At 49.0% G+C, this 25,137-nt stretch carries 26 protein-coding genes; 22 read left to right on the top strand and 4 right to left on the bottom strand.

Translation table 11 applies throughout. The annotated features are described in order from the left end of the window. Positions 1-477 precede the first annotated feature (477 nt). The 4 genes from ribA to DWB84_RS18450 are packed head-to-tail and all read right to left on the bottom strand — an operon-like array spanning position 478 to position 3,409. Entirely contained in the window at positions 478-1,125 is a 648-nt protein-coding gene (ribA, locus tag DWB84_RS18435; RefSeq protein WP_187411293.1) for a GTP cyclohydrolase II, read from the bottom strand. Positions 1,126-1,176: 51 nt separating this feature from the next. Then, a complete protein-coding gene (locus DWB84_RS18440; protein WP_255429084.1) occupies positions 1,177-1,503 on the bottom strand; it encodes a DUF3325 domain-containing protein in 327 nt (108 codons plus the stop codon). Then, a complete protein-coding gene (locus DWB84_RS18445; protein WP_187411295.1) occupies positions 1,503-3,101 on the bottom strand; it encodes a PepSY domain-containing protein in 1,599 nt (532 codons plus the stop codon). The genes DWB84_RS18440 and DWB84_RS18445 overlap by 1 nt, the downstream gene beginning before the upstream one ends. Further along, positions 3,098-3,409, bottom strand: coding sequence for a DUF3649 domain-containing protein (locus DWB84_RS18450; RefSeq protein WP_222868277.1), 312 nt, complete (start codon positions 3,407-3,409; stop codon positions 3,098-3,100). The genes DWB84_RS18445 and DWB84_RS18450 overlap by 4 nt, the downstream gene beginning before the upstream one ends. A 419-nt stretch (positions 3,410-3,828) precedes the next feature. On the opposite strand from DWB84_RS18450, the gene DWB84_RS18455 reads away from it, so the two are divergent. The 22 genes from DWB84_RS18455 to DWB84_RS18560 all read left to right on the top strand — a co-directional run bounded on the left by DWB84_RS18455 (position 3,829) and on the right by DWB84_RS18560 (position 25,096). Then, a complete protein-coding gene (locus DWB84_RS18455) occupies positions 3,829-6,513 on the top strand; it encodes a TonB-dependent receptor (protein WP_187411296.1) in 2,685 nt (894 codons plus the stop codon). A 174-nt stretch (positions 6,514-6,687) separates the two neighbouring features. Next, entirely contained in the window at positions 6,688-7,176 is a 489-nt protein-coding gene (locus DWB84_RS18460) for a (2Fe-2S)-binding protein (RefSeq protein ID WP_187411297.1), read from the top strand. Beyond that, on the top strand, positions 7,173-9,449 hold the full coding sequence (locus DWB84_RS18465; protein ID WP_187411298.1) for a molybdopterin cofactor-binding domain-containing protein: 2,277 nt from the start codon (positions 7,173-7,175) through the stop codon (positions 9,447-9,449). The genes DWB84_RS18460 and DWB84_RS18465 overlap by 4 nt, the downstream gene beginning before the upstream one ends. Positions 9,450-9,474: 25 nt before the next feature. After that, complete coding sequence (locus DWB84_RS18470) at positions 9,475-10,758, top strand: amidohydrolase family protein (protein WP_187411299.1); 1,284 nt, start codon at positions 9,475-9,477, stop codon at positions 10,756-10,758. Continuing rightward, positions 10,758-11,342: a 2OG-Fe(II) oxygenase gene (locus DWB84_RS18475; RefSeq protein WP_187411300.1), complete on the top strand. Its 585-nt coding sequence runs from the start codon at positions 10,758-10,760 to the stop codon at positions 11,340-11,342. Before DWB84_RS18470 ends, DWB84_RS18475 begins: the two co-directional genes overlap by 1 nt. A 183-nt stretch (positions 11,343-11,525) precedes the next feature. Further along, entirely contained in the window at positions 11,526-12,476 is a 951-nt protein-coding gene (epsC, locus tag DWB84_RS18480; RefSeq protein WP_187411301.1) for a serine O-acetyltransferase EpsC, read from the top strand. A gap of 57 nt (positions 12,477-12,533) precedes the next feature. Continuing rightward, positions 12,534-13,436: an AraC family transcriptional regulator gene (locus DWB84_RS18485; RefSeq protein WP_187411302.1), complete on the top strand. Its 903-nt coding sequence runs from the start codon at positions 12,534-12,536 to the stop codon at positions 13,434-13,436. 148 nt (positions 13,437-13,584) lie between these two features. Further along, positions 13,585-14,148, top strand: coding sequence for a carboxymuconolactone decarboxylase family protein (locus DWB84_RS18490; protein ID WP_187411303.1), 564 nt, complete (start codon positions 13,585-13,587; stop codon positions 14,146-14,148). A gap of 186 nt (positions 14,149-14,334) precedes the next feature. After that, positions 14,335-15,423 (top strand): acyl-CoA dehydrogenase family protein, encoded by a 1,089-nt coding sequence (locus DWB84_RS18495; protein WP_187411304.1) that lies wholly within the window; start codon positions 14,335-14,337, stop codon positions 15,421-15,423. A gap of 4 nt (positions 15,424-15,427) precedes the next feature. After that, a complete protein-coding gene (locus DWB84_RS18500) occupies positions 15,428-16,288 on the top strand; it encodes an ABC transporter ATP-binding protein (RefSeq protein WP_222868278.1) in 861 nt (286 codons plus the stop codon). An 8-nt stretch (positions 16,289-16,296) separates the two neighbouring features. After that, entirely contained in the window at positions 16,297-17,532 is a 1,236-nt protein-coding gene (locus DWB84_RS18505; protein ID WP_187411305.1) for an ABC transporter substrate-binding protein, read from the top strand. Then, positions 17,532-18,287 (top strand): ABC transporter permease, encoded by a 756-nt coding sequence (locus tag DWB84_RS18510; RefSeq protein WP_187411306.1) that lies wholly within the window; start codon positions 17,532-17,534, stop codon positions 18,285-18,287. Before DWB84_RS18505 ends, DWB84_RS18510 begins: the two co-directional genes overlap by 1 nt. 113 nt (positions 18,288-18,400) lie before the next feature. Beyond that, positions 18,401-18,949 carry an NADPH-dependent FMN reductase gene (locus tag DWB84_RS18515; RefSeq protein ID WP_187411307.1) on the top strand — a complete coding sequence of 183 codons (549 nt, stop codon included), beginning with the start codon at positions 18,401-18,403 and terminating at the stop codon, positions 18,947-18,949. Between the two features lie 398 nt (positions 18,950-19,347). Next, positions 19,348-19,911 carry a hypothetical protein gene (locus tag DWB84_RS18520; protein WP_187411308.1) on the top strand — a complete coding sequence of 188 codons (564 nt, stop codon included), beginning with the start codon at positions 19,348-19,350 and terminating at the stop codon, positions 19,909-19,911. Between the two features lie 9 nt (positions 19,912-19,920). Continuing rightward, positions 19,921-20,463 (top strand): class I SAM-dependent methyltransferase, encoded by a 543-nt coding sequence (locus DWB84_RS19465; RefSeq protein WP_187411309.1) that lies wholly within the window; start codon positions 19,921-19,923, stop codon positions 20,461-20,463. Between the two features lie 335 nt (positions 20,464-20,798). Further along, positions 20,799-21,098, top strand: a complete 300-nt coding sequence (locus DWB84_RS18530) for a DUF4236 domain-containing protein (RefSeq protein WP_187411310.1) — start codon at positions 20,799-20,801, stop codon at positions 21,096-21,098. A gap of 272 nt (positions 21,099-21,370) precedes the next feature. Continuing rightward, positions 21,371-22,123, top strand: a complete 753-nt coding sequence (locus tag DWB84_RS18535; protein ID WP_187411311.1) for an META domain-containing protein — start codon at positions 21,371-21,373, stop codon at positions 22,121-22,123. A 105-nt stretch (positions 22,124-22,228) separates the two neighbouring features. Beyond that, positions 22,229-23,200: a DUF1552 domain-containing protein gene (locus DWB84_RS18540; protein ID WP_255429088.1), complete on the top strand. Its 972-nt coding sequence runs from the start codon at positions 22,229-22,231 to the stop codon at positions 23,198-23,200. A gap of 129 nt (positions 23,201-23,329) precedes the next feature. Then, positions 23,330-23,695, top strand: a complete 366-nt coding sequence (locus DWB84_RS18545) for a hypothetical protein (protein ID WP_187411313.1) — start codon at positions 23,330-23,332, stop codon at positions 23,693-23,695. Positions 23,696-23,767: 72 nt separating this feature from the next. Further along, the gene (locus DWB84_RS18550) at positions 23,768-24,079 is read left to right on the top strand and encodes a hypothetical protein (RefSeq protein WP_187411314.1); all 312 of its coding nucleotides are present in this window, start codon (positions 23,768-23,770) and stop codon (positions 24,077-24,079) included. Positions 24,080-24,284: 205 nt separating this feature from the next. After that, positions 24,285-24,584, top strand: coding sequence for a hypothetical protein (locus DWB84_RS18555; RefSeq protein ID WP_187411315.1), 300 nt, complete (start codon positions 24,285-24,287; stop codon positions 24,582-24,584). Positions 24,585-24,688: 104 nt separating this feature from the next. Then, positions 24,689-25,096 carry a nuclear transport factor 2 family protein gene (locus DWB84_RS18560; RefSeq protein WP_187411316.1) on the top strand — a complete coding sequence of 136 codons (408 nt, stop codon included), beginning with the start codon at positions 24,689-24,691 and terminating at the stop codon, positions 25,094-25,096. The last annotated feature ends 41 nt before the right edge of the window (positions 25,097-25,137 follow it).

Consider the following 25,137-nt stretch of genomic DNA (forward strand, 5'->3'; position numbering starts at 1 on the left):
TCCGCCAAAAAGAAATAAGTCGAGCATGAAGATGTCTCAATTTTTCTCTTTGTGTCAAAAGTTGGCAGTCATTAAAGAACATGCAGCTAAAATCTAATCGGCGACTTTTTTATTGAGGCCAATGAAAAGGGCCCGAGTGGGAAGGCTGGTACAGTATTGTATTGGGCGGTTCCGGACCACTTGAAAGCGATAGAGCATTTCAAGAGCTTAGGATCTGAAATATAGAGGCCCCGTTTTTTTGAAGTTTGCGGCAAATCAAGCCAATTTATGGCTGGCCACAACCAATGGATTTAGCAAGGGTTTGATGAAGGGTTTTTTATGCTGGTGGTTTGACAGAGCAGAGTTAAAGGGAGGTTCGGAGAAATACCTTCAAGGACAGTTTGATATTGATGACAGCATTGCGTAAGTATCCATACTTCCCCAGCAACCCCACCCAACTCGAGGGGAGGGGGCACAGTTCCCGACAACGTTCTATTCCTAACTCACCGAACAAACCTTAACTGGCTGCAGATTTTTCTGCTCAGCCGTATCACTCAACAAATGATTCATTCGCGCTGCTTTGGTCAATAAATAATCCTGATTTTCCCGATTAAATGAGACTTCAATAGGTACTCGCGAGGCGACTTGTACACCTTCGGCGACCAGTGCGCGGATTTTGGCGGGGTTGTTGGTGATGAGTTTGATGGAGCGGATGCCCAGGTCTTGCAGGATGGCGGCGGCTAGCCAGTAGCGGCGTTCGTCGGCGCCGTGGCCTAGCATGATGTTCGCGTCTACTGTGTCGAAACCTTGGTCTTGCAGGTTGTAGGCGCGAAGTTTTTGTTCCAGGCCAATGCCTCGGCCTTCCTGGCGTAAATAAATCACTACGCCGCGACCTTCTTTGGCGATCATGGCCAGTGCGCGGTCCAGTTGTTCACCGCAATCGCAGCGCAAAGATCCTAAAACATCGCCGGTAAAACATTCCGAATGCACGCGCACCAGCACTTCATCTGCATCCTGCAAATCGCCAACAAAAAATGCCAAGTGCTCTTTGGTGTCTTCGGTATTTAGATAGTGGCAAAGTTGAAATTGACCGTGACGGGTGGGAATGCGAGCACATGTGGTGCGTGTAACGGAATGTTGAGTCATGACTTCTCTTGGTTAAGGTTTGAAAAATCGAATATTGAAAGGCGAAAACAATTAATTGTCGTCCACCGCTGCCGTTGCGCCGCCGGAGGCGAAAATTCCCAAGGCGAGCACGGAGCGCGGTGAATAGCTGAATTGCACCACCAGAATCAATCCGGCAACGGTAAAAGCGGCGAGATATTCCACCAGGCCGTTGCCAACACCGCGTTGGGCAATCAAATAGATCGCGGCGACGGTTAATAAGGACCAGCCGGCCGTGGACAAGGTTTTTCGGGTCCAGGCCGGTAATGCCAATCCCGGCCACAGTTGGTGCAGGTGGCGATTTTTTAAAAGAGCCAATGCCACCAGTCCCACGTAAATAACCAATCCAGCAATTAACATCACGCGCTCGCCTCCTGCGCAAGTGTTGTTACAGGAGCAGGGCGTTTGGCTGCTACTGGTTTAAAGCGCTGTTGCAGGCGATAGGCGATAGTTCCAAATAAGGCAGCGGCTGCCAAGCAGGTGAGGTCAAAACCGGCAAATGCCCAGTCAGCGGCAGGAATACTTTGGTTGAGTCCACGTCCGGTGGTTACGGCATTGACGATGGGTAATGCGGCAAAGGCGAGGGCGGCCACGGTCCATTGTTCCACCCAGGCGCGCGGAATAGGGCGAATAATCGGGTGCAGGAATGCCAGCAGCCATATGGCAAACAGAATATGTGCTTCCCAACTGGCGCGTGCAGCAAAATCGACTGGCAATAAACGGTTGGCGAGGAAAAAGGCTGCGATTGCGATTTGCAGACCTGCAATGGTGCCCACGTTCAAACCTTCCACCAATTTGAAGCCAAAATCCGGTCCATTTTTTTGTTTAGTTTGTTTGGGGCGGCGTTTGACCACCCACAGAATCAGGCCGCTGGCGATAATAGTTGCGCCTGCCAAGCCGGAGAGGAAATACAACCAGCGCAGCCACCAGCCAGCAAACAGGCTTTCGTGCAGGCCGAGCAGGGTTTCATAAAAATTGCGCGATGCTACGCCTTCGGCTGGAATTTCACTGAGCAATTCGCCGGTTGTGCCATCGAAAATCAATTCATCTGTAGAACGCAATGGCGATTCGATTTGGCGGGCAATGCGAACACGAGCGTTGCTATCACCTGGATACAGTATTTCCAGGCTGCGCACTTGGTTTGTACCCCATTGATATTCCGCTTGTTGCACGACGCGGGTTAGATCCGTTAATGGAGCAGCGCTGCCAGTGCGTTCGATCAACAATTCCTGGCGGCCTGCGAGTTCATTATTGAAGTCCTGGCGATTTTTATAGCCTGGCCCGTAATGGTTGCTGACTACACCAGAGAAGAGTGTGTACACCAAAAATACCAAGCCGGAATAGGTAATCATCAAGAAAAACGGCAAGGTCAAAACCGCGAGTACCGCGTGCAAATCCAGCCAGGAGCGCTGGCCTTTATTCGGACGAAAGGTGAAAAAATCCGCAAAGATTTTTTTGTGGGTAATTACACCGCTGATAATCGCCACCAACATAAACATGCTGCAAATACCGATCAGCCAATCGCTGACAGAGCGCGGCATATAATGCAGTGCGTAGTGCATTTTATAAAGCAATTGGCCACCGCCGGTTGCGCGGGCATCGAGTGGGGCTGCGGTGGTTGGGTCGATAAATTCTTCACCGCGTTTGCCGCGAGCGCCGTTGGGTTGAGCCGGAGCTTCCCAGGTAATGCGCAAAAAGGCGCTGTCGCGATTGGTGGTAGGGTAAATTCCCCAGCGCTCCCATTCGCCACCGCGTTGTTGCAAACGTGTTTGCGCGGCAACAATTTGTTGCTCCAATGACGCTATCTGGACCGGCGCTTCCGGTTGCATCCACAAATCAATTTCGGAATCGAAACGGCCGAGATTGCCTGTGACAAACACAAAAAATAAAACCCAGCCGACCACCAGACCAGTCCAGGTGTGGAGCCAAGCCATGGATTGACGGAATCCGTTTTTCATAGATTTACCTGACTAAAAACAAATCGAGCTAGAGCTAAAACGGCGAGAGAACCTGCAAGACCAAGCCAAAGTGTGCGAAAACGCTTTACCGAAAACACCCAGATAATCGCGGTGGTGTAGAGGGCAAATGTCAGCAAGTTGGCCGTCATCACCAGGCTGCTGCGTTCAAATGGCAGTATGTGTGTGAGAAGCAATGCCGTTCCAATAGAAAAAATATACCCGCCAAAAACAGCGATCAGTACACGTCCCAAAACTTCCCATCGGTAAATCGTCAACTCCCGTTCCGAGTTTTTTGCTTTGCTGCTCATTCGTATTCGCTCGTTTTTTAACCTGAATTTTGAGATGGGAAGAACAATTGGCAAGAAATAGCAAATACTGAACCAGCTACAAAAAGTGCTGAAAGATATAGGAGTTACGCGTATTTAGGGAGAATAGCGCTGTTGAAATATCAGCAATTATGTTGCTTGTGCGGCGAGAGTGGTGATTCTGCATCATCTCTGGCCTGTATTGCTTTTAAACACATGCTGCTGAACTTTCAACAGACGTAAGCCCAACAGATTTTTGATAAGAAAATCAGTTTTTTATATATGTAGAGATTGTGCGGATTAGAAGGAAATTATTCACTTATGGACAAGATACAGCATGGCGCCTGGAGCACTTCTTGCTCTCAGCCTTGTTAATTCAATTTGTACCTCTAGCTGTTTAGAAATCATCTTAAGGAGTTTCCATGTCTCGCCTTCGCTTTCCGCTCGCCAATGCGCGCGGACGACAGCCCTTTGTTTATTCTTCTTCCGTCATTCTGGGAAGTACGCTGTTGGGTAGCAGCTTTTTGTTTAGTGCAAGTCCAGCAGTTGCGCAGGAGAGCGCTGCTGTTTCGGGTACGATCATGGAAACGGTCATAGTACAAGGTGCTGTTGTGCATTCGCGCAATAAGCTGGAGCCTTTAAAAGATGTGCCTTTGTCCATTTCCGTTGTCAGCGGTGACGAATTGGAACGCTTGAATGCGGCAGATTTGGGCGCGATTACCCGGCGTGCGGCGAATATTTCCTGGAACCAGGGCAATCAGCGCACCAGCAGTCTTTCCATTCGCGGTGTAGGAAAAGTCGGCCAGACAGAAGCTCAGGATCCGAGTGTCGGGGTGATCATTGATGGGGTGAGCTATGCCTATAACCCGATGTCTTCGAGCTATAACTTTGTGGATCTGGAAGCGGTTGAAGTTACCCGCGGTCCACAAGGGACTTTGATGGGTAAAAGCGCGAGCTTGGGCGTGCTGAACATACGTTCAAAGCGCCCGTCTTTTGAACGCAGTGCGGAATTTTCATTGACCTATGGCGAAAATCGTTCGCTCTCAGGCTGGTTCGCTGGTGGTGGCGCAATTGTGGATGATCTGCTGGCTTTCCGTACCACCATTGCTGTGGATAAAGGCGAAGGCGATATTGAAAACCGCTACAACCCGGATAACACCTATCAAAACCGCGATCGTGTATCGGGTCGTGTGCAATTTTTATTGCAGCCTAATGATGATTTTTCTGCGCGACTCGCGTTTGATGCACAACCGCGTGGTGGCGAAAATACCAACGGCAGAACCTTTTATACGCCGACCCCGCGAACCTATGCAGATGGCACTCCGACTAATTTAAATAGCGACGCGGAAACTCGCTTAAATCGTCGCTGGTTTACGCAAAAAGGCAGTTACACCTACCAAGACAATTATTTAAACGGCAACGGCGACCGCACACTTTATAACGACGCTCAACAGCCCGTAGTGACTGGTACATCCGGTCAAGCACTGGAATTGAATTGGAGGGTGGGGGAGTTCGATTTATTTTCACTGACGGCGTATCGCGATTATCACTTTAATGCGCATAACAATGATGAAGGCACGCCCTTTGACATTCAGCGCAGTTCCGGTCAGGAAATTTATTATTCGCAATACAGCCAGGAATTCCGTGTAAGCTCGGAAATTGACGGCGTGGTGGATTACCAAGCCGGTCTGTATTTCTTGAAGACCCATACGGATATTCGCCGCAACGTTATCCTAGGCGCGGATGCAGGCGCCTGGTTTGCGACGCCCGCTCAGTACGCGGCACTCGATGCCGACGGCAATGGCCGGTATTTGTTGCAAAACAGCTTGGATAAAGTCTGGAAGAACGAAAACAAACAGGTCGTCGACAACGAAAGCGCCGCGATTTTCGCTCAGGCCAACTGGCATCTTACCGATGATTTTACTGTGACCACCGGTGTGCGTTTTACGCGCGAAGATCGTACCAATCCCGGTAGCAGCTTGATTTACGATAATGGCAACGCACCGGAGTTGAACCCCTACAGAGTGAATGATGTTTACTTAGGTGGTTTCGATACAGTTTCTTCTGGTGCTTTGGGTGTTGTTGGTCAATTGACCGATGCAGCCTCGGCTGATCCGCAACAAGTCGCAGTCGCAGATTTTGTTGCCCAGAAATATTTTAATGTTGCCACTTACGCCGAATTAACTGACGAACAAAAACGCCAGGTCGGTTATGCCAAAGCGATTCGTCAAGCTCGCATGGGGGTACTCTGGGAATATGCCGACCCCGAGCCCTATAAAGATACTCAGCCAGCTTGGGTTATTAGCCCGACTTATCACATCAATGAGGACATAACGACTTATCTCTCCTGGCAATACGGCGAAAAAGCCGGTATTTCGCAACAGGTCAATGGTCGTTCATTCCTTGCCAAGGCAGAGAAAAACAATGCCTTGGAATGGGGTATCAAAAGCATTCTGCTGGAAGGTAATTTGACCTTGAATTTCGATGTGTTTTACACCGAGATCAAGGATTACCAGCAAGCCGTGCAAGTATTTGATGAATACACTACCGAACAGCGCAATGACGGCAACCTTTATTACACCGCTGCTACTGGTAACGCGCCTAAGGTGGAAGTAAAAGGTGTGGAGATCGACGGTGTTTATTCGGGAATTCCCTATACCACTTTGCGATTTGCCGGCGCTTACAACGATGCGAAATACAAAGAATTTGAGCGTTCCGCATTGCCGCCAGAACTCGGTAATCGCAGCGATCCATACTACGACGTGTCCGGCCAACGACTGGCTGGAGCACCGAAATATTCATTCAACTTAGGTGCTGATTATCGAATTCCTGTATTCAACGATCGCTTCCTGTTCCATTCCAGCGCCAACTGGTCCTTCACCAGCCGCTTTAATTCGGACAACACCTTGTCCAGCTACGGTTGGATTCCGTCCGGCAGTATTGTTGATTTTTCTATTGGTTTTGGAACGGAAGACGAGCTTTATGATGTCAGCCTGCTCGTCAAAAACGCCCTCGACGACGATCGACCACTTGGCAAAACCTGGAACAGCTATATTCCCGCCGTGGAGCGGTGGATTGGTTTGACGTTTACCAGCAGGCTTTTCTAATTCCAGCGGAAGTGATTTTTAGTGGTTCCTCCCCTTACTTGGTGGAGGAACTGTTCGCGTTTAAATCAGGACCAAAACCACGTCAGATTTCCATAACCTTTACTAACCGCACAAAACCTCAATAAAAATTCAATTAATCTGTTTAAAAATTGCGGACCAAAATGGGATTCTTCTATGCAACTGACAATCAACGGACAACAACACACGGTGCCCGATAGCGAAGGCTCTACGCCGTTGCTGTGGGTGTTGCGCGATCATTTAGGGCTGGTGGGTGCGAAATATGGCTGTGGAGTGGCCCAGTGCGGCGCTTGCACGGTGCATGTCAACGGCTCGCCGGTGCGCTCCTGCGTTACGCCTGCATCTGCCGTTGTCGGCCAACAAGTGACAACTATTGAAGGCTTAGCCGCGAGTGTTGGAAAAACCGACGGGCGTTTGCATGCGCTGCAGGAAGCCTGGATTGAGCACGATGTTGCGCAGTGCGGTTATTGTCAGGCGGGACAGATTATGTCGGCCGCTGCATTATTGAAAAATAATCCCAAACCAACGGATGCGGATATCGACAACGCTTTGGCGGGCAACCTCTGCCGCTGCGGTACTTACATTCGCATTCGCAAAGCCATTCATGCGGCTGCCGCACGTTTAAATGAGAGGGCAGCGTCATGAGTGCAGCATTCAGTGCAGATGATTACATCAATCAAATTATGCGCGCTGCGGAAGCTCAGACAGCTACATCCCCCAAAACCGAATTCAATCGTCGCGGCTTTTTAAAAGTGGTTGGTTTGGCAGGCGGTGGTTTGGTGTTGGCCTTTCATGTCGGCGGACAAAATCTTGCATTCGCTCAGGATGGCATCAAACGAACTGCAGACGAGAAAAAAGAATTTGCGCCCAACGCTTTTTTGCGTGTTTCTCCGGACGGTTCCATCTTGATTTATTCCAAAGGCCCGGAAATTGGCCAAGGCATTAAAACCGCATTTCCGCTGATTATCGCAGAAGAATTGGATGCGGATTGGAAGCAGGTAAAAGTCGAACAAGCGCCGATTAATCCTGCCGTTTATGGCCGTCAAAGTGCCGGCGGTTCGCGTTCCATTCCCACCAGTTGGGACCAATTGCGTCTGGCGGGGGCAAGTGCGCGCGCTATGTTGATCGCTGCCGCTGCGCAGGAATGGCGTGTGCCAGTCGAACAAATTCGCGCGGAAAACAGCGTAGTGATTCATACCGGATCTGGCCGACAATTGACGTACGGTGCACTGGCTAATAAAGCCGCATTACAGCCTATTCCAGATGAAAAATCTCTGCGTTTAAAAGATCGCAAGGAATACAAACTGCTAGGCTCGCGCATTTCTGGCGTGGACAACCGCGCGATTGTCACTGGCCAGCCTTTATTTGGCATCGACCAGACTTTGCCCGGTCTGCGCTACGCCGTTTTTGAAAAATGTCCTGCGGTTGGCGGAAAAGTCAAAAGCGCCAATTTGGCTGAAATCAAAAAGTTGCCCGGCATTGTGGATGCTTTTGTGTTGGAAGGCACGGGCAAAGTTGCGGAGGTGATGCCCGGTGTTGCCATTATTGCGACCAGCACTTGGGCAGCATTTCAGGCAAAACGTGCATTAAAAATTGTCTGGGATGAGAGTGAAGCTTCCAAAGATAATTGGCATGAATGGATCAAACAAGCGGAAGCTCTTGCTAAACAAACCGGCCCGGAAACCATTTTTTCCGCTGGTGATTTCACCAAAGCGACTGCGGATGCCAAGGTTGTAGAAGCGTTTTATCGCTATCCGTTTGTTTCCCACACTCCGTTGGAGCCGCAAAATTGCACGGCATGGTTCCGCGACGGTCGTATTGAATTATGGGCGCCGACACAAAACCCTGAAGCGGGATTAGCCGCAGTTGCCAGCACACTGGGCTTGCCGCAAGAAAAAATCACCATTCACCAAACCCGTGTCGGCGGTGGTTTCGGTCGCCGTTTGATCAACGATTTTATGTGCGAAGCTGCAGCAATTGCGCAAAAAGTCAATGCGCCAATCAAACTCACCTGGACGCGGGAAGACGATCAACTGCACGATTTTTACCGCGTCGGTGGGTTCCATTCGTTTAAAGGCGGTATTGATAAATCAGGCAAATTAATCGCCTGGGCGGATCATTTTATTACCTTTACTGCAGACGGCCAGCAGCCAACCAGCGGTGGCGATTTACGGCCAGACGAATTTCCCGCGCAAGTGTTACCTCATGTGAGTCTGACGCAAACCAAATTGCCGCTCAAAACGCCGACAGGCCCATGGCGCGCGCCGCGCTCCTGTTCCATTGCCTTTGCGGTGCAGAGTTTTATTCACGAATGTGCAGTGGCGGCGGGGCGTGATCATTTGGAATTTTTGCTCAGTATTATGGGTGAACCGCGTTGGCTAAAAGAGGGCGATCCTTACGCGCTCAACACTGCGCGCGCCATATCCGTTATTAAGCTCGCAGCCGAAAAAGCCGGCTGGGGCAAACCTCTGCCCAAAGGGCGCGGCCTTGGTCTGGCATTTCATTTCAGCCACGCAGGGCATTTTGCTCAGGTGGCGGAAGTGAGTGTGGACACGAATAAAAAATTGCGCGTGCACAAAGTGACAGTGGCCGGTGATATAGGTCCGATCATCAATTTAAGCGGTGCGGAAAACCAGGTGGAAGGCTGTGTGATCGATGGCTACAGCACTGCGCTGGGATTGGAATTGGATATTGTAAACGGGCGCATCCAGCAAACCAATTTCGATACTTATCCCATATTGCGCATTCCCCACACACCGGAAGTGGCGGTGCATTTTATTCAAAGCGATTTTCCGCCAACAGGCGTGGGCGAACCCGCGCTTCCTCCGGTTGCACCGGCGATTGCCAATGCCATCTACAACGCGACCGGTTATCGCGTGCGTACGCTTCCTTTGGTGCGCGAGGGATTCACGGTTTAATGAGATCTAAATAGGGGAAATTATTGTGCAATCTTTTCGCAGATATTTATCGGCCGCTGTAGCGATTGCTTCCATTTTCACAGCGTCTTTGTCATTTGCTCAAACAGTCGCGTTAACGGGTGTGAGGGTGTTTGATGGCACAGATAAAGCGCCGCTTGATAACGCTACTTTGCTGGTGGAAAACGGCCGCATTAGCGCGGTGGGGCCTGCAGCTCAAATAAAAATTCCTGGTGGCGTTCAGCAAATTGCGCTCAAAGGCAAAACCGTTATTCCAGGTTTGGTGAATGCGCATGCGCACGTGCAGGCAGAGACGGATACCAAATTGGATGTGCGTGATGATCTGCAACGCCGCTTGCAGCTGTATGCGAGTTATGGTGTAACCACAGTTGTCAGCCTTGGTTCCAGCGATTTGGATGAGCTCCCGGGAATTGAATTGCGCAATCTTCAGCGCGAAGGTAAAGCGGATGGAGCGCGTTTGTATACCTCGGGCAAAGCGGTAACGGGACGCACTACAGAAGAACTGCTCGCTGCGCTCGATCGCGTTTCCGCACTCGGCGTGGACTTTATTAAATTGCGCTTATCCGACAGTGACAAGGATCCAAGCCAGGAATCCTTGCGCGCCGTCATAGATGCCGCGCATAAAAAAGGTTTGCGCACCGCAGTGCATATTTTCAGTCAGCAGGATGCGCAAAAAGCTTTGGATGCGGGAGTGGATGTTATTGGCCACAGTGTGCGTAATCAGGATGTAACACCGGAATTTATCGCTGCATTGAAAGCGCGCAGTGTGCCTTATGTTCCGACGCTCACGCGGGATTTATCCGTATTTGTTTACGAATCCACGCCGGAATTTTTTAAGGATCCTTTTTTCCGTCGTGGCGAATGGCTTTATAAAGAGCAAATTCCAACGCTCACCGATCCCACTTATCAAAACAAGGTGCGCAACAATCCCAATGCCCAAGCCATTAAAAAGGCACTGGAGCAAGCCAAGCGCAATGTGAAATTGCTGTCTGATGGCGGCGTCTCAATTGCCTTTGGTACGGACAGCGGTGCGGCGGGCAATCCCGGTCGTTGGCAGGGCTATTTTGAGCACGTAGAACTGGAGTTGTTGGTGGAATCCGGTCTTACCCCCAAACAAACCCTGATCGCCGCCACCAGCGCCGCTGCCAAGGCCGCCGGCTTGCCAGATGTTGGCTCCCTGGAAGTAGGCAAATTGGCAGATTTTGTGGTGCTCAATGCTGATCCTTTGGCGAACATCCTCAACACGCGCCAAATCGACTCTGTATGGATCGGCGGCAAACGGATTCCCTGATGCAACCGGTTGCCCTGGAAAGTGCGCAGGACTTTATTGCGGTCTACCGGGCGCTGGAGCCAGATCTGTGTCAGCGAGTTATAGAGGCGTTTGATCGCGATCCCAACAAACGCCAAGGCCGAGCGGGACGGGCAGGGGCGGTTTCCCATCTGGCGGATACCAAACAATCGGTGGATCTGGAAATTCCTTCGCACGGGGAGTGGGGTGAAATCCTCCAGTTGATCCACCCCAAAATTCAGGCATGCGTCGCACATTACTTGGCCGTCAGCCCCGTGCTGCGGTCATTCCCACTGCAGGCCACGGGTTACAAAATCCAGCTGTACCCCAAGCAACAGGGCTATTTCCGCTGGCATGCGGACTCCGTAGGTAAAGAAGTCAGCAACCGCGTGGCCGCCCTGGTGTTGTATTTGAACGACGTGGCGGAAGGTGGCGAAACGGAATTTTTTCACCAGTCCATCAAAATCCCACCCCGCACAGGCAAGCTGCTGTTATTCCCAGCGGGCTGGACCTATATGCACTGCGGACATATGCCCCTATCCGGAGATAAGTACATTATTTCGTCATTTATCAAGGTTCGTGATTAATTGTTCCAGGGGGAGGGCAGGAGGAGGTCAAAAAATCAACTCACTACCGATCCTGATCCGCATATATGCTGTACGGCAGGCTATTCCACGCTTAGTGATAAGCATATCCAGATTACTTGTTTCCCATCCTTCTGACTCCTCTCTATAGTTCCCCGTTACTTGTTTTAATCCGGGTGGCTACTTATGAGTGACGGCTTCAATATCGACGGAACACCACCGAGCGTTGCCAATTGGGAGCTCGACAAAATCGTATGGGAATTGCGCACCGCTCGTAACGAATGGCGCAAACAAACGGGCAGGGCACGCGAGCCCGGCTTGCGCGAATTGCCGTCCCGCGAAGTTTTACAAGGCATTGTCAAAGATTTGTGCGGCGCGCTTTTTCCAATGCGCCTGGGCCCGCAGGAATTGCGCCAGGAATCCGAAGATTATTACGTCGGTCACACACTTGATTGCGCACTTAGCGAATTATTACGGCAGGTTTTATTAGAGCTGAATTATTTTTCGCGCATCCACAATATCCCGGTTGACGAAAAATCCCGCAAACAACAGGCGATTCATATTATTCGTGAATTCGCTACGTCTCTGCCGGAATTACGCCGCACCTTGGACGTGGATATTCAAGCTGCTTACGCCGGTGATCCCGCTGCGCGCAGCGTGGACGAAGTTCTACTTTGCTACCCTGGCGTACAGGCCATTATTTATCACCGTCTCGCACATAAACTGTATCGCCTGGAAGTGCCATTACTCGCTCGAATCGTCGCGGAAATTGCGCATTCGCAAACCGGTATCGATATTCATCCGGGCGCGCAAATTGGCCGCGGATTTTTTATCGACCACGGCACCGGCGTAGTGATCGGTGAGACTGCAGTTATTGGTGAGCGCGTGCGCATTTATCAAGCGGTTACCCTCGGAGCAAAAAGTTTCCCCACTGATGAAAACGGCAATTTGCAAAAAAATCTTCCACGCCATCCGATTGTCGAAGACGACGTAGTCATCTACGCCGGCGCAACGGTATTAGGGCGTATCACTATAGGAAGGGGGTCAGTAGTCGGCGGGAACGTCTGGGTAACCAAAGATGTCCCGCCGGGTACTGTTATTACCCAGGCCAATATTCGCCAGGATGGGGTGGTTTAATAAACGGATTCCGAACGCGAGTTTGCCGAAACTTTATTTTTCAACCGAGGTGATGTTGTGAGCGCCATTTATGATCGCTTGATACATTGGCTGATCAGCAGTTTAGAACTGGAAACCACTCTGTATCACGTTGGTCAATACTGCGGTTCCTGGCGCGCGTCCACCACTGGCAAAGCGCCGGCGAGTTTCCATTTGATATTGGAAGGCCGATGCTATCTCCATTTCCCCGACCGCGATCCTGTGGTTCTAGAGGCGCAGGACGCGGTATTTTTATTGCGCGATTTACCGCATTTTCTCAGTCCATATGAAGATTCGGTAAAACCTTGCGATATTAAAACCATGCAGCCTTTGCAGCCTGCATTGCCGGATGGTACCGGTCTTGCCTGCGGTTTTTTCCATTTTCGCGGTTTGGCTGCGGAATTATTGGTGGAATCCTTCCCGGATTATTTAATCCTGCGAGCCAATGAACCCGGCGCGGAAGCTGCGCGCAATATTTTTACAATGATTCGTCAGGAAGCGGAATTATCCGCCGAAACACCGTCACCATTGATCAACCGTTTGACGGAATTATTGCTATTTTATCTTGTGCGCGATTTGGCAAAACAAAGCGAAATTATGGAAGGCGCATGGGCTGTGGCATCCCGCCCGCAATTCGCACCACTGCTGGAAAAATTGCTGCAAGATCCCGGTCAAGAATGGTCCACCGACGATATGGCAAAAACCGTTCATATGTCGCGCACACGCTTTTTTAAACAATTTGTCGATGTTTGTGGTGTTCCCCCAGCGCAATTTTTGCTGAACTTGCGCATGACTATAGCAGCGCAACGCCTGAGAAAAGGCGAAAGCATCACACGCGTGGCCGAATCCGTCGGATATCAATCCCCCGCAGCCTTTACCCGCGCCTTCAAAAAAGCCATAGGCGAACAACCCGGCGCCTATCAGCGCACATACCGAAATTAAAAATGGGACGAATGAGCAAGAAATGTGAACGCGCTGGTATAGCCGGGTAGACCTCGAAGGGAAATAATAAGTCACGTATTTTTTTTAAGCCATTCAAAAGCGATCGAGAGTAGCTTCTTTTGAAGAGGCGTCCACCCGAGGTGTAATCATGTCACGCTTACCTTTACAAACTATAGAAACCGCTCCTGAAGCGAGCCGTCCTTATTTAGACCGTAGCTTGAGCAATAACGGCTTTATTCCGAATTTGGTCGCAGCACTTGCTAATGCGCCAACCGCATTGGAAACCTATTTGACTGTTTCTGAAATCAACGGCCGCAGCAGCTTGTCTCTGCCTGAGCGCGAAGTAGTGCAAATTGTTGCGGCGAGCATTCACGGCTGCGAATTCTGCGTTGCAGGCCATACCGCAATCGGTTTGAAAAAAGCAGGTTTCGATAAAAACACTGTTATTGCCTTGCAAAAACGCGGTCGCACTGGCGATCAACGTTTGGATGCAGTAGCCGACTTTACTCGCGCCGTTATCGTAAGCCGCGGCGCTGTTGCGGATGGTGAACTGGAGCAATTTCTCGCTGCTGGTTTTAACCGCGCACAAGCAGTGGAAGTTATTCTCGGGGTGAGCTTGGCAACCCTATGCAACTTCACCAACAACTTCGCGCAAAACGAAATTAATCCACAACTGCAAGCCTTTAGACCTTCGGTTTTGCAGGGGGAATGATTACAAAACAAATTTTGAGAGTGGCGCGCGCCACATCCCTCCCGCTTCCCAAGTGGGAGGGCAGGAGGGGGCTTCCCATAACTTAACCCCACCTCAACCCTCCCCTTAAAAAAGGAGGGAGCAGTCAAAGCCACTCCCAAAAATGTGTATTTAATAATTGCAGTCAAACAAAATAAGGTGAACCCTGTGTCAACCACTTTAGATAAGATTCCAGCCGATTTGCGCTGGTTTGCGGAAAATGCAGAATCTTTGGATATCAGCAATCAACACGCATCTGAAGTGGTGACACAATTGGCTGCGCAGGGATTTTTGAAAATTGGCGTTGCCGAATCGCTCGGCGGGTCCGGTGGACCGCTTTCGGCTGCGGTCGAGGCGATCGAGCGGGTCGCGACGCAATCCGTCACTGCCGCTTTTGCATTTTGGGGACATAGATCTTTTATCGAGTACGTCATTTTGTCGCCCAACGAAGTTCTGCGCAGCCGTTTGTTGCCGCAATTATTAAATGGTGAATTGGCGGGCGCGTCCGGCTTGTCCAATGCCATCAAATTTTTATCCGGCATCGAACAACTGCAAATTCAAGCTGAGAAAAAATCCGGCGACTCCTGGAGAGTTGATGGGATTTTGCCGTGGGTTACCAATTTGCGCACCGAAGGTTTTACGGTTGCAGCGGTAGTTGCGCGTACATCCGGTGAGCCACCATTGGTCGTTGCTTTGCGCAGTGGTCAAATCGGCGTGGAGCGCACGGATGATTTGGAATTGCTCGGTTTGCGCGGCAGCAATACCGCCGCGGTGCATTTGCGCGATGTTGACGTACAGCGGGACGATCTGCTGCACGATAATGCGCAACTTTATATTCCACGAATTCGTCCATCATTTTTGGCGTTCCAGTGCGGCTTATCACTCGGTTTGGCATCAGCTTCATTGCAAGCCGCTGAGCAAAATTCGCAACGCGTCAGCGTCAATGTTTTACGCGGTCGCATCGATGCAGCGGCAGAAGCGTTGCAAGTGCAGCGCAGTGAATTGTTGGAAGGACTGGATTCCGGGCGCTTTCTGCACGAACCCCACGCTATATTCGAAGTGCGTATTGCTTTGGCTGATACAGTGCGTCGCGCACTGGAATTGGAACTGGAATCCAGCGGCGGTCGAGCCTATTTGAGCCAATATAACCGCGACTTTTCCCGTCGCTGGCGCGAGTCAGCCTTTATCCCCTTGGTAACGCCCAGCCTTGTGCAATTGCAAGGGGAACTGTTAAAGCGCAAACAACAGGGGCTGTAACATCGTGAATCTCGCAGTAAACACAATTGCCGATACCGGGGTGCTGCAAGTGGAGCAACTCGGCTTTTCCCACGGGAAAGCGCCGCGCGTTTTTGCCGGCGTTACTTTTTCGGTAAAACCGCGGGAAACTGTGGCCCTTTTGGGCGCAAGCGGATGTGGTAAATCCACTTTGTTGCGCGTACTCGCCGGTTTGGAAAAACCTCAGGAAGGCTCGGTACGATTTCTCGATCAACCTGTCACTCAACCGCATCCGCGCAGCGCCTTGGTATTTCAGCAAGCCAGCCTTTTGCCCTGGTTGAACGTGGCGGATAACGTCAGTTTTGGTTTGGATTTTCGCCATCAGCCGCGCATTTCCAAACAACAAAAAGAAGAGCGCGTGCAAGAAGCATTAACCGCAGTAGGAATGGCTGCGCACGCCAAAGCTCTGCCGTCTGAACTTTCCGGCGGTATGGCGCAGCGCGTGGCATTGGCGCGGGCGCTTGCGCGTGAACCGCAATTATTATTTGCCGATGAACCTTTTTCCGCACTAGATCCGATTACCCGTGCGGAAATGCAGAATCTGTTGGTGGATGTGGTACAACGCTGGCATACGTCCGCATTGTTGGTGACACACGATATCGACGAAGCCATTCTGGTTGCAGACCGAATTTTGTTGATGGGCGGTTCGCCCGCCAAAGTGATAGCGGAGTGGCCAATTTATTTATCGCATCCGCGTGCCCATCATACAGAAGCGGTTCACTCCTTGCGCAATCAAATCTTGGAAACCTTCCGAAAAGTCAGTGGTGGAGCCGATTTTTCTGAGCAGATTCATTCGCCCGCACACAATTCAGAAGAAATTCCGCGGGTTCTAAATTTTTATTTTTGAGGCAGAACATGAAAACGTCGAAAGATTCACCTGTACATATCTGTGCATCGTCTTCCTGCGGCTGCGGCATGTCGCGCCGGGATTTTATTCGCTTGTCTTCATTGACGGCTGCCGCGGCGCTACCTTTTTTACGTGCAGGGGATGCCTGGGCAAACCGCTTACCCGGAACAGATCAGCCTGTTCGTATCGGTTATTTGCCGATTACTGATGCAACACCATTATTGGTTGCCCATGCACGCAAATTTTATGAGGAAGAAGGACTCACCACAGAAGCGCCGCGTTTGTTCCGCAGCTGGGCGCAGATCGTGGAAGCCTTTGTAGCAGGGCAGGTGAATGTGATTCACCTTTTGTCTCCAGCGACCTTGTGGGTGCGTTATTCAACTCAGTTCCCCGCCAAAGTGGTTGCCTGGAACCATATGAACGGTTCCGGTTTGACCGTTGCTCCGGATATCAACAGCGTCAAAGACTTGGGCGGTAAAACCGTCGCAGTGCCTTTCTGGTACTCCATCCACAATATTCTGTTGCAAAAATTATTGGTGGATAACGGCTTAAAACCGGTTACGCGTGCAAAAGCTGGCGCTATTGCTCCTAACGAAGTCAACTTGATTGTTCAGCCGCCAGCGGAAATGATTTCTGCCCTGGCAAATAAATCCATTGCCGGTTTTATCGTGGCCGATCCATTTAATGCCGCGGCGGAAATCAATAAAGTCGGTAAAGTTCTGCGCTTTTCCGGCGACGTTTGGCGCGACCACGCCTGCTGCGTCACCTTTATTGCGGAGAAAGATATCGAGCAGCGACCTGCATGGACACAAGCCGTGACCAATGCGCTGGTGAAAGCACAAGCTTGGTCGTTAAATAATTTGCAGGAAATTCCCGCAATTTTGGCTTCCGACGGCACCAACCGTTATACGCCGCATACCAAAGCGATTTTGGATAAAGTGTTCTCCACCAAGGACTACGCACGATACGAAGAAAATAGCGTAGTGAAAAACAAAGGCTGGCATCAGCGCCGCATCGATTTTCAACCTTATCCATTTGCGTCCTATACCGAAGCTCTGGTGCAAAATCTGCGCTCTACGGTTGTAGAAGGTGATAACGCCTTCTTGCAAAAACTGGATCCGGCATTTGTCGCAAAAGATCTGGTGGATGATCGTTTCGTCAAAAACGCCATCAACGCCGTCGGCGGTCCGAAAGTTTTCAACATTCCGGAAAATTTCCAGCGTAGTGAGATTCTGGCGTCCTAATGAAATCCGTTCTGACTAAAACTTTATTGCCACTAGCGGGCCTGCTAGTGGCCATTTTTTTATGGTGGTTGGGTTGCTGGTTTTTGGCTCGCAATACGCCCATTGCAGAAAATTTGTCGCCGCTTAAAGCATTTCCGGTTTTATTCCAGTTGCTGGGCGACAGCTTAATTTGGGAACACACTGTCACCAGCTTAAAACGGGTATTAGTTGGCTTAGGTTTTGCGCTCGCCATAGGCATACCTGCAGGTATTCTGACCGGTGTTTCCTGGCGTTTTGCGCGCGCAACCGGGCCGTTATTTCAGTTTTTAAGAATGATATCGCCGCTTTCCTGGATGCCTATTGCCGTTATGGTGCTGGGAGTAGGGGATGCGCCGGTGTATTTTCTGCTGGCATTCGCTGCGGTGTGGCCCATTTTGCTCAACACCGCAGCGGGCGTTGCGCAAATGGATAAAAACTGGCTGCTTCTTTCCCGCAGTCTTTCTGCAACACCCTGGGAGCGCCTGACCCGCGTAATCCTCCCGGCAATTGCGCCGCATATCCTCACCGGCGTACGCCTCGCTATAGGTGTAATCTGGATCATCCTGGTCCCCGCCGAAATGCTCGGTGTCTCCGCTGGTCTCGGCTACTTTATCCTCGACACCCGCGACCGCTTGGCTTATCACGAACTCATGGCAACGATTTTATTGATCGGATTTTTAGGCTTTTTATTGGATTACCTAGCCAATCGTTTGCGCCGCATCTGGATAGCCAATTAAAAATGTGGTGCGTCAACCAGGGGGACAATGTTCGCAACCCCACATATCCTCCAACCCCCCCGTTGCTAAGATGCCGAAATCACGCGCATCTACCTAACAACGGGGTCACATTTATGAGCCAATATCAAATCGCCGTAATCGTAGGAAGCCTCCGCAAAGACTCCTTTAATCGCAAACTCGCCACCGCCATCACCAAACTCGCACCTGCAGAATTCTCCTTTAAACAACTCGAAATCGGCGATCTGCCGCTCTACAACCAGGACGACGACGCCAACCCGCCAGCTGCCGCCAAACGCTTAAAAGCTGAAATTTCCGCATCCAACGGCGTTTTATTTGTCACTCCAGAATACAACCGTTCAATTCCCGGCGTCCTCAAAAACGCCCTCGACCACGCATCCCGCCCTTACGGCCAAAGTGCCTGGGCCGGTAAACCTGCAGGCGTAATCGGCACATCCATTGGTGCCATAGGTACCGCCATGGCCCAACAACACCTCCGCAACGTTCTCGCCTACCTCGACATGCCAACCCTAGGCCAACCGGAAGCCTTTATTCATGCAAGGGAAGGGTTGTTTGATAGCAATGGAAATATAGGTCCGGATAGCAAACCGTTTTTGCAGAAGTGGATTGATGCTTATGTGGGGTGGGTTAAGAGGTATTCTTGATTTGTTAGTTAAGGCAAAACTCCTTGGAGTCTTGCCTTAACTAAGTATTTATAGTTTTGCCCGCATTATCTGTCGAAATTCCACATTTCTTGCCGCCGCAGTTTCATACACTCGCTTTAATTTTTGTTGGCTTCGAGTTTGCACAGACAGCAAAATAGATCTAGGTTATTAAATTAGATAATAATTTTTCGCTTAGTATGGCAAGCGTGACAATAATAGACCTTGTAGACAAGCTGCAATATAATCAAAATTTAACCATATGTTCAGCATCGATTGAATCTCCAATACTCATGAATCCCCCAAAAAATTACAACGAAATGTTGTCGCATCTTGGAAAGCTGACGTTTTTGACCACACTAATATTTTTAATAGTGTTAAAGACGTTTGATGTAATCCCTATGATTGAAGTTGATAAAAGCCAATTTCCCGACACAAAAGAGAGCCCTTTCATAGTTGCTGTTATATTTGATTACGTGTTGTCATTTGGAGCTTTTCCTATAATAGGGTCGGCCTGTGTCTGGTTGCTTAGCAGTCTATTCGAGCTTCACAACAAGCTTTCAAAGCCCCTATTGATTAGATATGTTTGGGGAAAATACTTTATTGTGAGGCCCATGCTAAAAAGAGTGGGTGCAAATACAAAAGTTAACCGAACTGATGTGAAGAAAATTATGCGGGGGTTATATTACCCAAAGATCAAAGAAATCGATGAGCATTATATTCATGTTTTTTGGCGCTATGCACTCCAGTTTTGGGTTATTTTTGAACACTTTTTTGTTGTGTCTGTCACACTCATTATTTTGCCTTTCTGGGCAGACAAAAGTCTCCCCTCTATATTGATATATTACTGGATTTTCATTGGCACAATGATGTGCTTGCACTGGCTTTTTGTGGTTACTCCAAAGTCCAAAGACCAGGCAGATCAAATACCTGAAAAAGACATAAGATCATTCATGCAGAAGTAGGGATTTCATTTGCGATATACCATAAATGAAGCAGAAATCAGATCTGAAAACGCGGCGAAATCTTGCAAGCAAAAATCCAAAGTAGTTGATTCATATTTAAAATCTATTTCTGGAAGGCCATCTATATTGGATTTCGGTTGCGGTAAACTTAGATACTCAGACACCTTGATCTCGGTAGCATCCAAAGTTACGTTTGTTGACTCCGAAATACAACTTAGTCGCAACCAAATTGTTCGCGGTGATTTCACAACGGTGAGAGATTATATTAAAAGGCACTATCCCGGGTGCAACGCAATAAGCTTTGAAGGATTACACAAACACGGATTAAAGCATGATTTTATTACTTGCATCAATGTTCTTTCAGCAATCCCATGTAGAAAAACAATCAACAAGGTCTTGGATCAGATTCATAGATCTCTAAAGAGAAATGGGCGGGCGGTCTTTATTTGTCAACATAGAAGCTCATACTTTAAAAAATTTTCAAAAGGAAGGAAATGGCTTTATGGATATATAAACATTGGAAAAAAGGCGTTTCTTATTATGGAATTTTAGATAAAAAAACAATGGAGAAAATTCTTAAGAAGAATGGATTTTCGATTTTCCGAAGCTGGATTGAGGGCGAAATTACTTTTGTTGAAGTGTGTCATTGCACCAAATTGAGGGCATGATTATGGTGCAGAATGAGTAGAAAGCAGGGCATTAATTTGAAGGAAAATTGGGAAGACCATCCAAACTATACACATTATTGAAGTCATTAATTCTTCAGCATTACACCGTGGGATTTATCGCCGCAATCCCGGAAGGCAAAGCTACTTCGCCATAATTGCAAGCCCGCACATCCCAGTCTACTCTTATACCCCGGTTTTAAGTCGAAATAAGGTTGTGAAATGCTGAAGTTCAGAAAAAGTATTAAGTTGGCCAAGGGGGTTAAGCTCAATATTGGGAAGAAGGGAATTTCGAGCGTTTCTGTGGGTGGCAAAGGGCTTACGCTGAACGCCAGTAAGCGGGGAGTTAAGGCCACTACCTGTATTGCGGGCACAGGCGTGTCGGCAAGCGATTATATCGTCAAGACAAAAAAGTCCACAAAGCAGGCTGAAGAGCAGGGAGGGTTCAACGCAGGACTGCTTTGGGTTGTGGCGATCGGGATTATCGGTTGGGTCCTGGCTTCCGCATTAGGGCAAGGCTGATATCGAATCGGGTCATGGATGACTTGACCACTTAATAAGAAAAAGGGATGCAAGGTTCAATTGCCCATAAATCCCATCAGAAAAAGTTCACACGCTACTTTATCGAGCTTGCCCTCGCGCCTCCTAAATAACCACCGATAACTCGATCACAAGTTTACAAAATCTCTCCTGCGCTTAGTGATTAATTGCTCACGAGGACCTCGTCGCCACTACTCTCTATTCCCGCAAAAGCGTATAACTGCGCAAATAAAAAAAATCATAGGGAGTGGACAATGAAAAAAATTTTGCTCTGCAGCATAACGGCATTTTTGACAGCGTGCGGGAGCGGCACTATCGAAACCGGATCAAGTACTTCCTCCGCGTCAAGCAGTTCTTCCAGTTCGAGTTCAAGCAGTAGTGGAGTTGTTGGTGAAGAGAATCCACATGCATCCCTTATAGGTAAAGATTGGGAACTCCGTTTTATTAAAAACGTCGCCGGAGTTGTTCAGTCCAGCCACATTCCATTGACACTGCGCTTTGATGAATCAGGGCGTCTTGACGGCACCACCACTTGCGGATCTTTTTCTTCGGAATACTCCGTTGGTGCGGATGCCTTAACATTTCCTGAAGCGCCGACTTTACCGCTTAATTGCACTCCCGGACCTTGGGCTGCATTCGAGCGTGATTATTATGCAGCTCTTAATCGAGTAGTCGGTTTCGCCATTGACGCAGCATCGTTAAAACTAATCGCGGAAAATAAAACGGTTATTACATATGAACTGAATGAGGCGAAATGTGAAACGCCGCTTGACGTAACAGGCGATGTTCCTGCTGATTCCGGCCCGCCCTGGGCGCCACTTAAGCTGGTGCTAAGGGTGGATGGGGTTGTCGAGAAATTGATTGAGCAGCTGCCTGCCGATTACCCAGATCTGCAGATACTCACCTCCGACGGATGTTTCAATAATCGAATCGATGTATCAGTTAACCGTATTACATTGCAGTATTTGCGCTGCCGTAGCGATATTGCCTCCATCACTTATCGATAGTCGAGCAGGGAATTCGTCATGAAACATTTTAATTCCCCAAATTTGACCCGCCGCACTCTGCTAAAAACCTCGGCTTTAGGCGTAGGGCTTTTGCCGTTTGCTCCTATGCGCGCCGCTTCACTGCCACAACGCAACCGAGTTGTTTTTGTTTACACACCGCTCGGCGCGCCTATCGAACTTTGGCAGCCTCAGAAGCCCGGCTGTGTTGGCGATATTTCTTTTGGTTTGGCATCTCAACCATTGGCCACCGTAAGGCAGCATTGCGTTTTTTTGAATAATTTATACGTACAAGCGGGAGGTATGGGCCGCACCTATAAAGCACTTGGAGGACTCTCTGGCGAGACCACCTTGGATATTCACCTTGGCGAAACCTGGAACGCAAATGTTCGCTGGCCGAATCTGCATTTGGGTGCTAATGTCACGGAGGAGGTTGTAAGCATCAAAAATAATACGGAAATTACTTTTGCCCCGAGCGCGGCCGCTGTATATGACGAATTATTCAAACAGGACGATATAACCAACAGTTCGGCACTCGATCAGAAATTTCGCACCGAAATAGCGCTCAACGAAAAAGCCGATTTTGATAAGGAAGTGGACCTACAAATAGAGCTAAGTGCTTTGGCCCTCACTCGCAACATCACCAATGTGATTACGCTGATGTGGGGAGACCAGCAAGGCGCATTCTTTCTGCCAGAATTCCCAGAGCTTGCGGGCGTTGATTTTCACCAGGCTGTCCATAGTGGCAATCGTGTGCATTACGCCGCTTTCCGTGCTTATTTGTCAGCCAAGCTTGCGTATCTGATTAAGCTGCTGGAAGTTACACCGGATGAGAACGGACGGAGCCTGCTGGATAGCACATTGATCGTACAATTCAGTGATCAGGGTGATGCAAGTGATCATCTTCCCGAGAATGCGCCTTTTATTATTGCCGGGGGCAAAAATCGTTTTAATAACGGCTTTGCATTGAATGTGAAGGGCGCTAGCCAATACGACCTGATGGACACTATAGCTGCCGCATACGGAGTAGAAAGCGTGAGGTATGGTAAGGATTTAATCCCAGGTCTAACAAAAGACTAGCATCATTATTTAATGTTATTCCTGAGCAGAGGGTTCGCGCCGTCTGCTCAGCCTTCAGATTCCTCCTCCAATCGATAACCTTCCCTGTTAGAATTTTGACCCATTACCTTAAGTAAAGGGGCAAAGCCATTGATTACCAACAGATTCTCAAATCGTTCAGTATTTGTTATCGCCTCAGTGTTGACTCTTGGTGCGTGTCAAGTAACGCAAGATGCCACGGGCAGCTGTACCATCGAAGGGCCGGCAGAGCTGATGCCGCAGAAAATCAAACAGGTCCGACTCGGTATGTTGCAAAGCGAACTGAAGCGCTTGCTTGGACCAGCAGACTATTCACCGACTGACGGGGTGTTTTACTTCAGCACAGGCGGAGACTGCCCAATAGAAGAGGGTGAGCGTTCGGCACCTTGTGGCTTGGTGGTGGAATTTCGGGATTACAACCAGGATAAGGTGACCGAGACCGTGCAATCCTGTTGGTGGGGAGCGATTGGGGAATAGACCAATCTATTTAAGCAGCCCAGTCAGCAATGGATGTTGAAGCATGGAATATCGGCAATCGAGGGCTAAAACATGAGAGACAAAATCATCTTATTTACAGTGAGTTTTTTGTTGGTGATGTCGCTGATTGGGAATGCTCTTCTTTTCTGGGGGTTAAAATCATCCCAGAGTGTTATCGAATCACAATTGTTAATAATGGATCTGATGGAATCATTCGTAAAATCTCCACCATCTGATTTATCCAAAGATGAAGTTCTGCATAGATTGGAGAACCTATTTCCTTACTCAGATATTGAAGCAGGAGAAAATTTTATCCTTGTCGACGGCGCTAAATTCTATTTTAAGGAAGATATGTATCTGGGAAGCTCTTTGCATTCAGAATAGAAAATTCCTTCTAGATCGGAAAAGGTGCGCATTCCGATGTGACATTGATCCGCCGCTCTTGCCGGGAAATCTAATTCGGTCTAGGATGTGCGTTCGTTGTGCATTGGCAACGAGGCTGCAAAGTATGGAGGCGAAGTACGGCTAAGGTAGGATCGCCATCTTCCTTTGCAAGGTCGGGATGTTAAAAGTAATAGGAGCAATAAAAATGCAAAGTGAAAGCAGCGTTTATGAAAAGCCTCTCTCCAACTTGGATCTTCCAGATAAATTTGAGTGCATTAAGTATTTTAAAGGCTGGATAATCTTCTTTCTTCTCACCACTCTTATAGGTGCACTGCTTGGCGGCGTATTAGGAGTTGCGATGGGCGCCATCTTGGGTAGTCTAGGGGTCAGTCTTTTAACAATTCAGGCTGCATCGGGTATCGTTGGGTTTGTTGTTGGAATCCCGATTTCTTTTTTTAGTTTTAAATGGGCAGTAAGGAAATATATCGTTTCTCAGATCGGTTAACCCGTCAAAGTAGGAAATGGCATTTAATGTCGTTTCCTGCTCGCATAAGACAATCAAGCCCAACAGCCCATCATCATGGATCAACTTCTCGAAGGGGAATCGTTATGAAGCCCGATTTCGACACTACACTACAAAAACATTTCAAGGCAATTTCCAATAGGGATATCGAAGCTTTCAAGTCCCACCTCACAAAGTCCGGCCCCCTATACACCATTGTCCAAAATGGACATGCCTTTACCACTCCAGCTGAAACAATTGTGATACATGAAGAATGGTTTAAGGATCCTAATTGGATTTGGGAAGGATCTGTTGTTCACAAAGTTGTCGGTGAAGATATGGCAATGGCGCTTGTGAAATATCAATATAGTTCCAAACCGGAGGATGTGCCAGTTACTTCTTGGTTGATCTATGTCTTTCAGTTGCAGGATGGAGATTGGCGTATCGTGCACGATCAAAACACGGCGCTTGATTTTGGAGCCTTTGCGCGTATGGCGGGAATCGAAATCAAGTAGAGAAGGCGACCACGAAAATTGATACTAGGGTAGCTAATTAT

It is taken from the genome of Saccharophagus sp. K07 (assembly GCF_014336955.1).
Lineage (GTDB): Bacteria > Pseudomonadota > Gammaproteobacteria > Pseudomonadales > Cellvibrionaceae > UBA5868.

Coding starts and splice junctions, on each gene's coding strand:
- DWB84_RS18515 (WP_187411307.1), top strand. CDS start 18,401: ATGAGCCAATATCAAATCGCCGTAATCGTAGGAAGCCTCCGCAAAGAC.
- DWB84_RS18455 (WP_187411296.1), top strand. CDS start 3,829: ATGTCTCGCCTTCGCTTTCCGCTCGCCAATGCGCGCGGACGACAGCCC.
- DWB84_RS18465 (WP_187411298.1), top strand. CDS start 7,173: ATGAGTGCAGCATTCAGTGCAGATGATTACATCAATCAAATTATGCGC.
- DWB84_RS18460 (WP_187411297.1), top strand. CDS start 6,688: ATGCAACTGACAATCAACGGACAACAACACACGGTGCCCGATAGCGAA.
- DWB84_RS18550 (WP_187411314.1), top strand. CDS start 23,768: ATGAGAGACAAAATCATCTTATTTACAGTGAGTTTTTTGTTGGTGATG.
- DWB84_RS18555 (WP_187411315.1), top strand. CDS start 24,285: ATGCAAAGTGAAAGCAGCGTTTATGAAAAGCCTCTCTCCAACTTGGAT.
- DWB84_RS18475 (WP_187411300.1), top strand. CDS start 10,758: ATGCAACCGGTTGCCCTGGAAAGTGCGCAGGACTTTATTGCGGTCTAC.
- epsC (WP_187411301.1), top strand. CDS start 11,526: ATGAGTGACGGCTTCAATATCGACGGAACACCACCGAGCGTTGCCAAT.
- DWB84_RS18505 (WP_187411305.1), top strand. CDS start 16,297: ATGAAAACGTCGAAAGATTCACCTGTACATATCTGTGCATCGTCTTCC.
- DWB84_RS18445 (WP_187411295.1), bottom strand. CDS start 3,101: ATGAAAAACGGATTCCGTCAATCCATGGCTTGGCTCCACACCTGGACT.
- DWB84_RS18450 (WP_222868277.1), bottom strand. CDS start 3,409: ATGAGCAGCAAAGCAAAAAACTCGGAACGGGAGTTGACGATTTACCGA.
- DWB84_RS18440 (WP_255429084.1), bottom strand. CDS start 1,503: ATGTTAATTGCTGGATTGGTTATTTACGTGGGACTGGTGGCATTGGCT.
- DWB84_RS18490 (WP_187411303.1), top strand. CDS start 13,585: ATGTCACGCTTACCTTTACAAACTATAGAAACCGCTCCTGAAGCGAGC.
- ribA (WP_187411293.1), bottom strand. CDS start 1,125: ATGACTCAACATTCCGTTACACGCACCACATGTGCTCGCATTCCCACC.
- DWB84_RS18540 (WP_255429088.1), top strand. CDS start 22,229: ATGCGCGCCGCTTCACTGCCACAACGCAACCGAGTTGTTTTTGTTTAC.
- DWB84_RS18535 (WP_187411311.1), top strand. CDS start 21,371: ATGAAAAAAATTTTGCTCTGCAGCATAACGGCATTTTTGACAGCGTGC.
- DWB84_RS18560 (WP_187411316.1), top strand. CDS start 24,689: ATGAAGCCCGATTTCGACACTACACTACAAAAACATTTCAAGGCAATT.
- DWB84_RS18510 (WP_187411306.1), top strand. CDS start 17,532: ATGAAATCCGTTCTGACTAAAACTTTATTGCCACTAGCGGGCCTGCTA.
- DWB84_RS18530 (WP_187411310.1), top strand. CDS start 20,799: ATGCTGAAGTTCAGAAAAAGTATTAAGTTGGCCAAGGGGGTTAAGCTC.
- DWB84_RS18520 (WP_187411308.1), top strand. CDS start 19,348: ATGATTGAAGTTGATAAAAGCCAATTTCCCGACACAAAAGAGAGCCCT.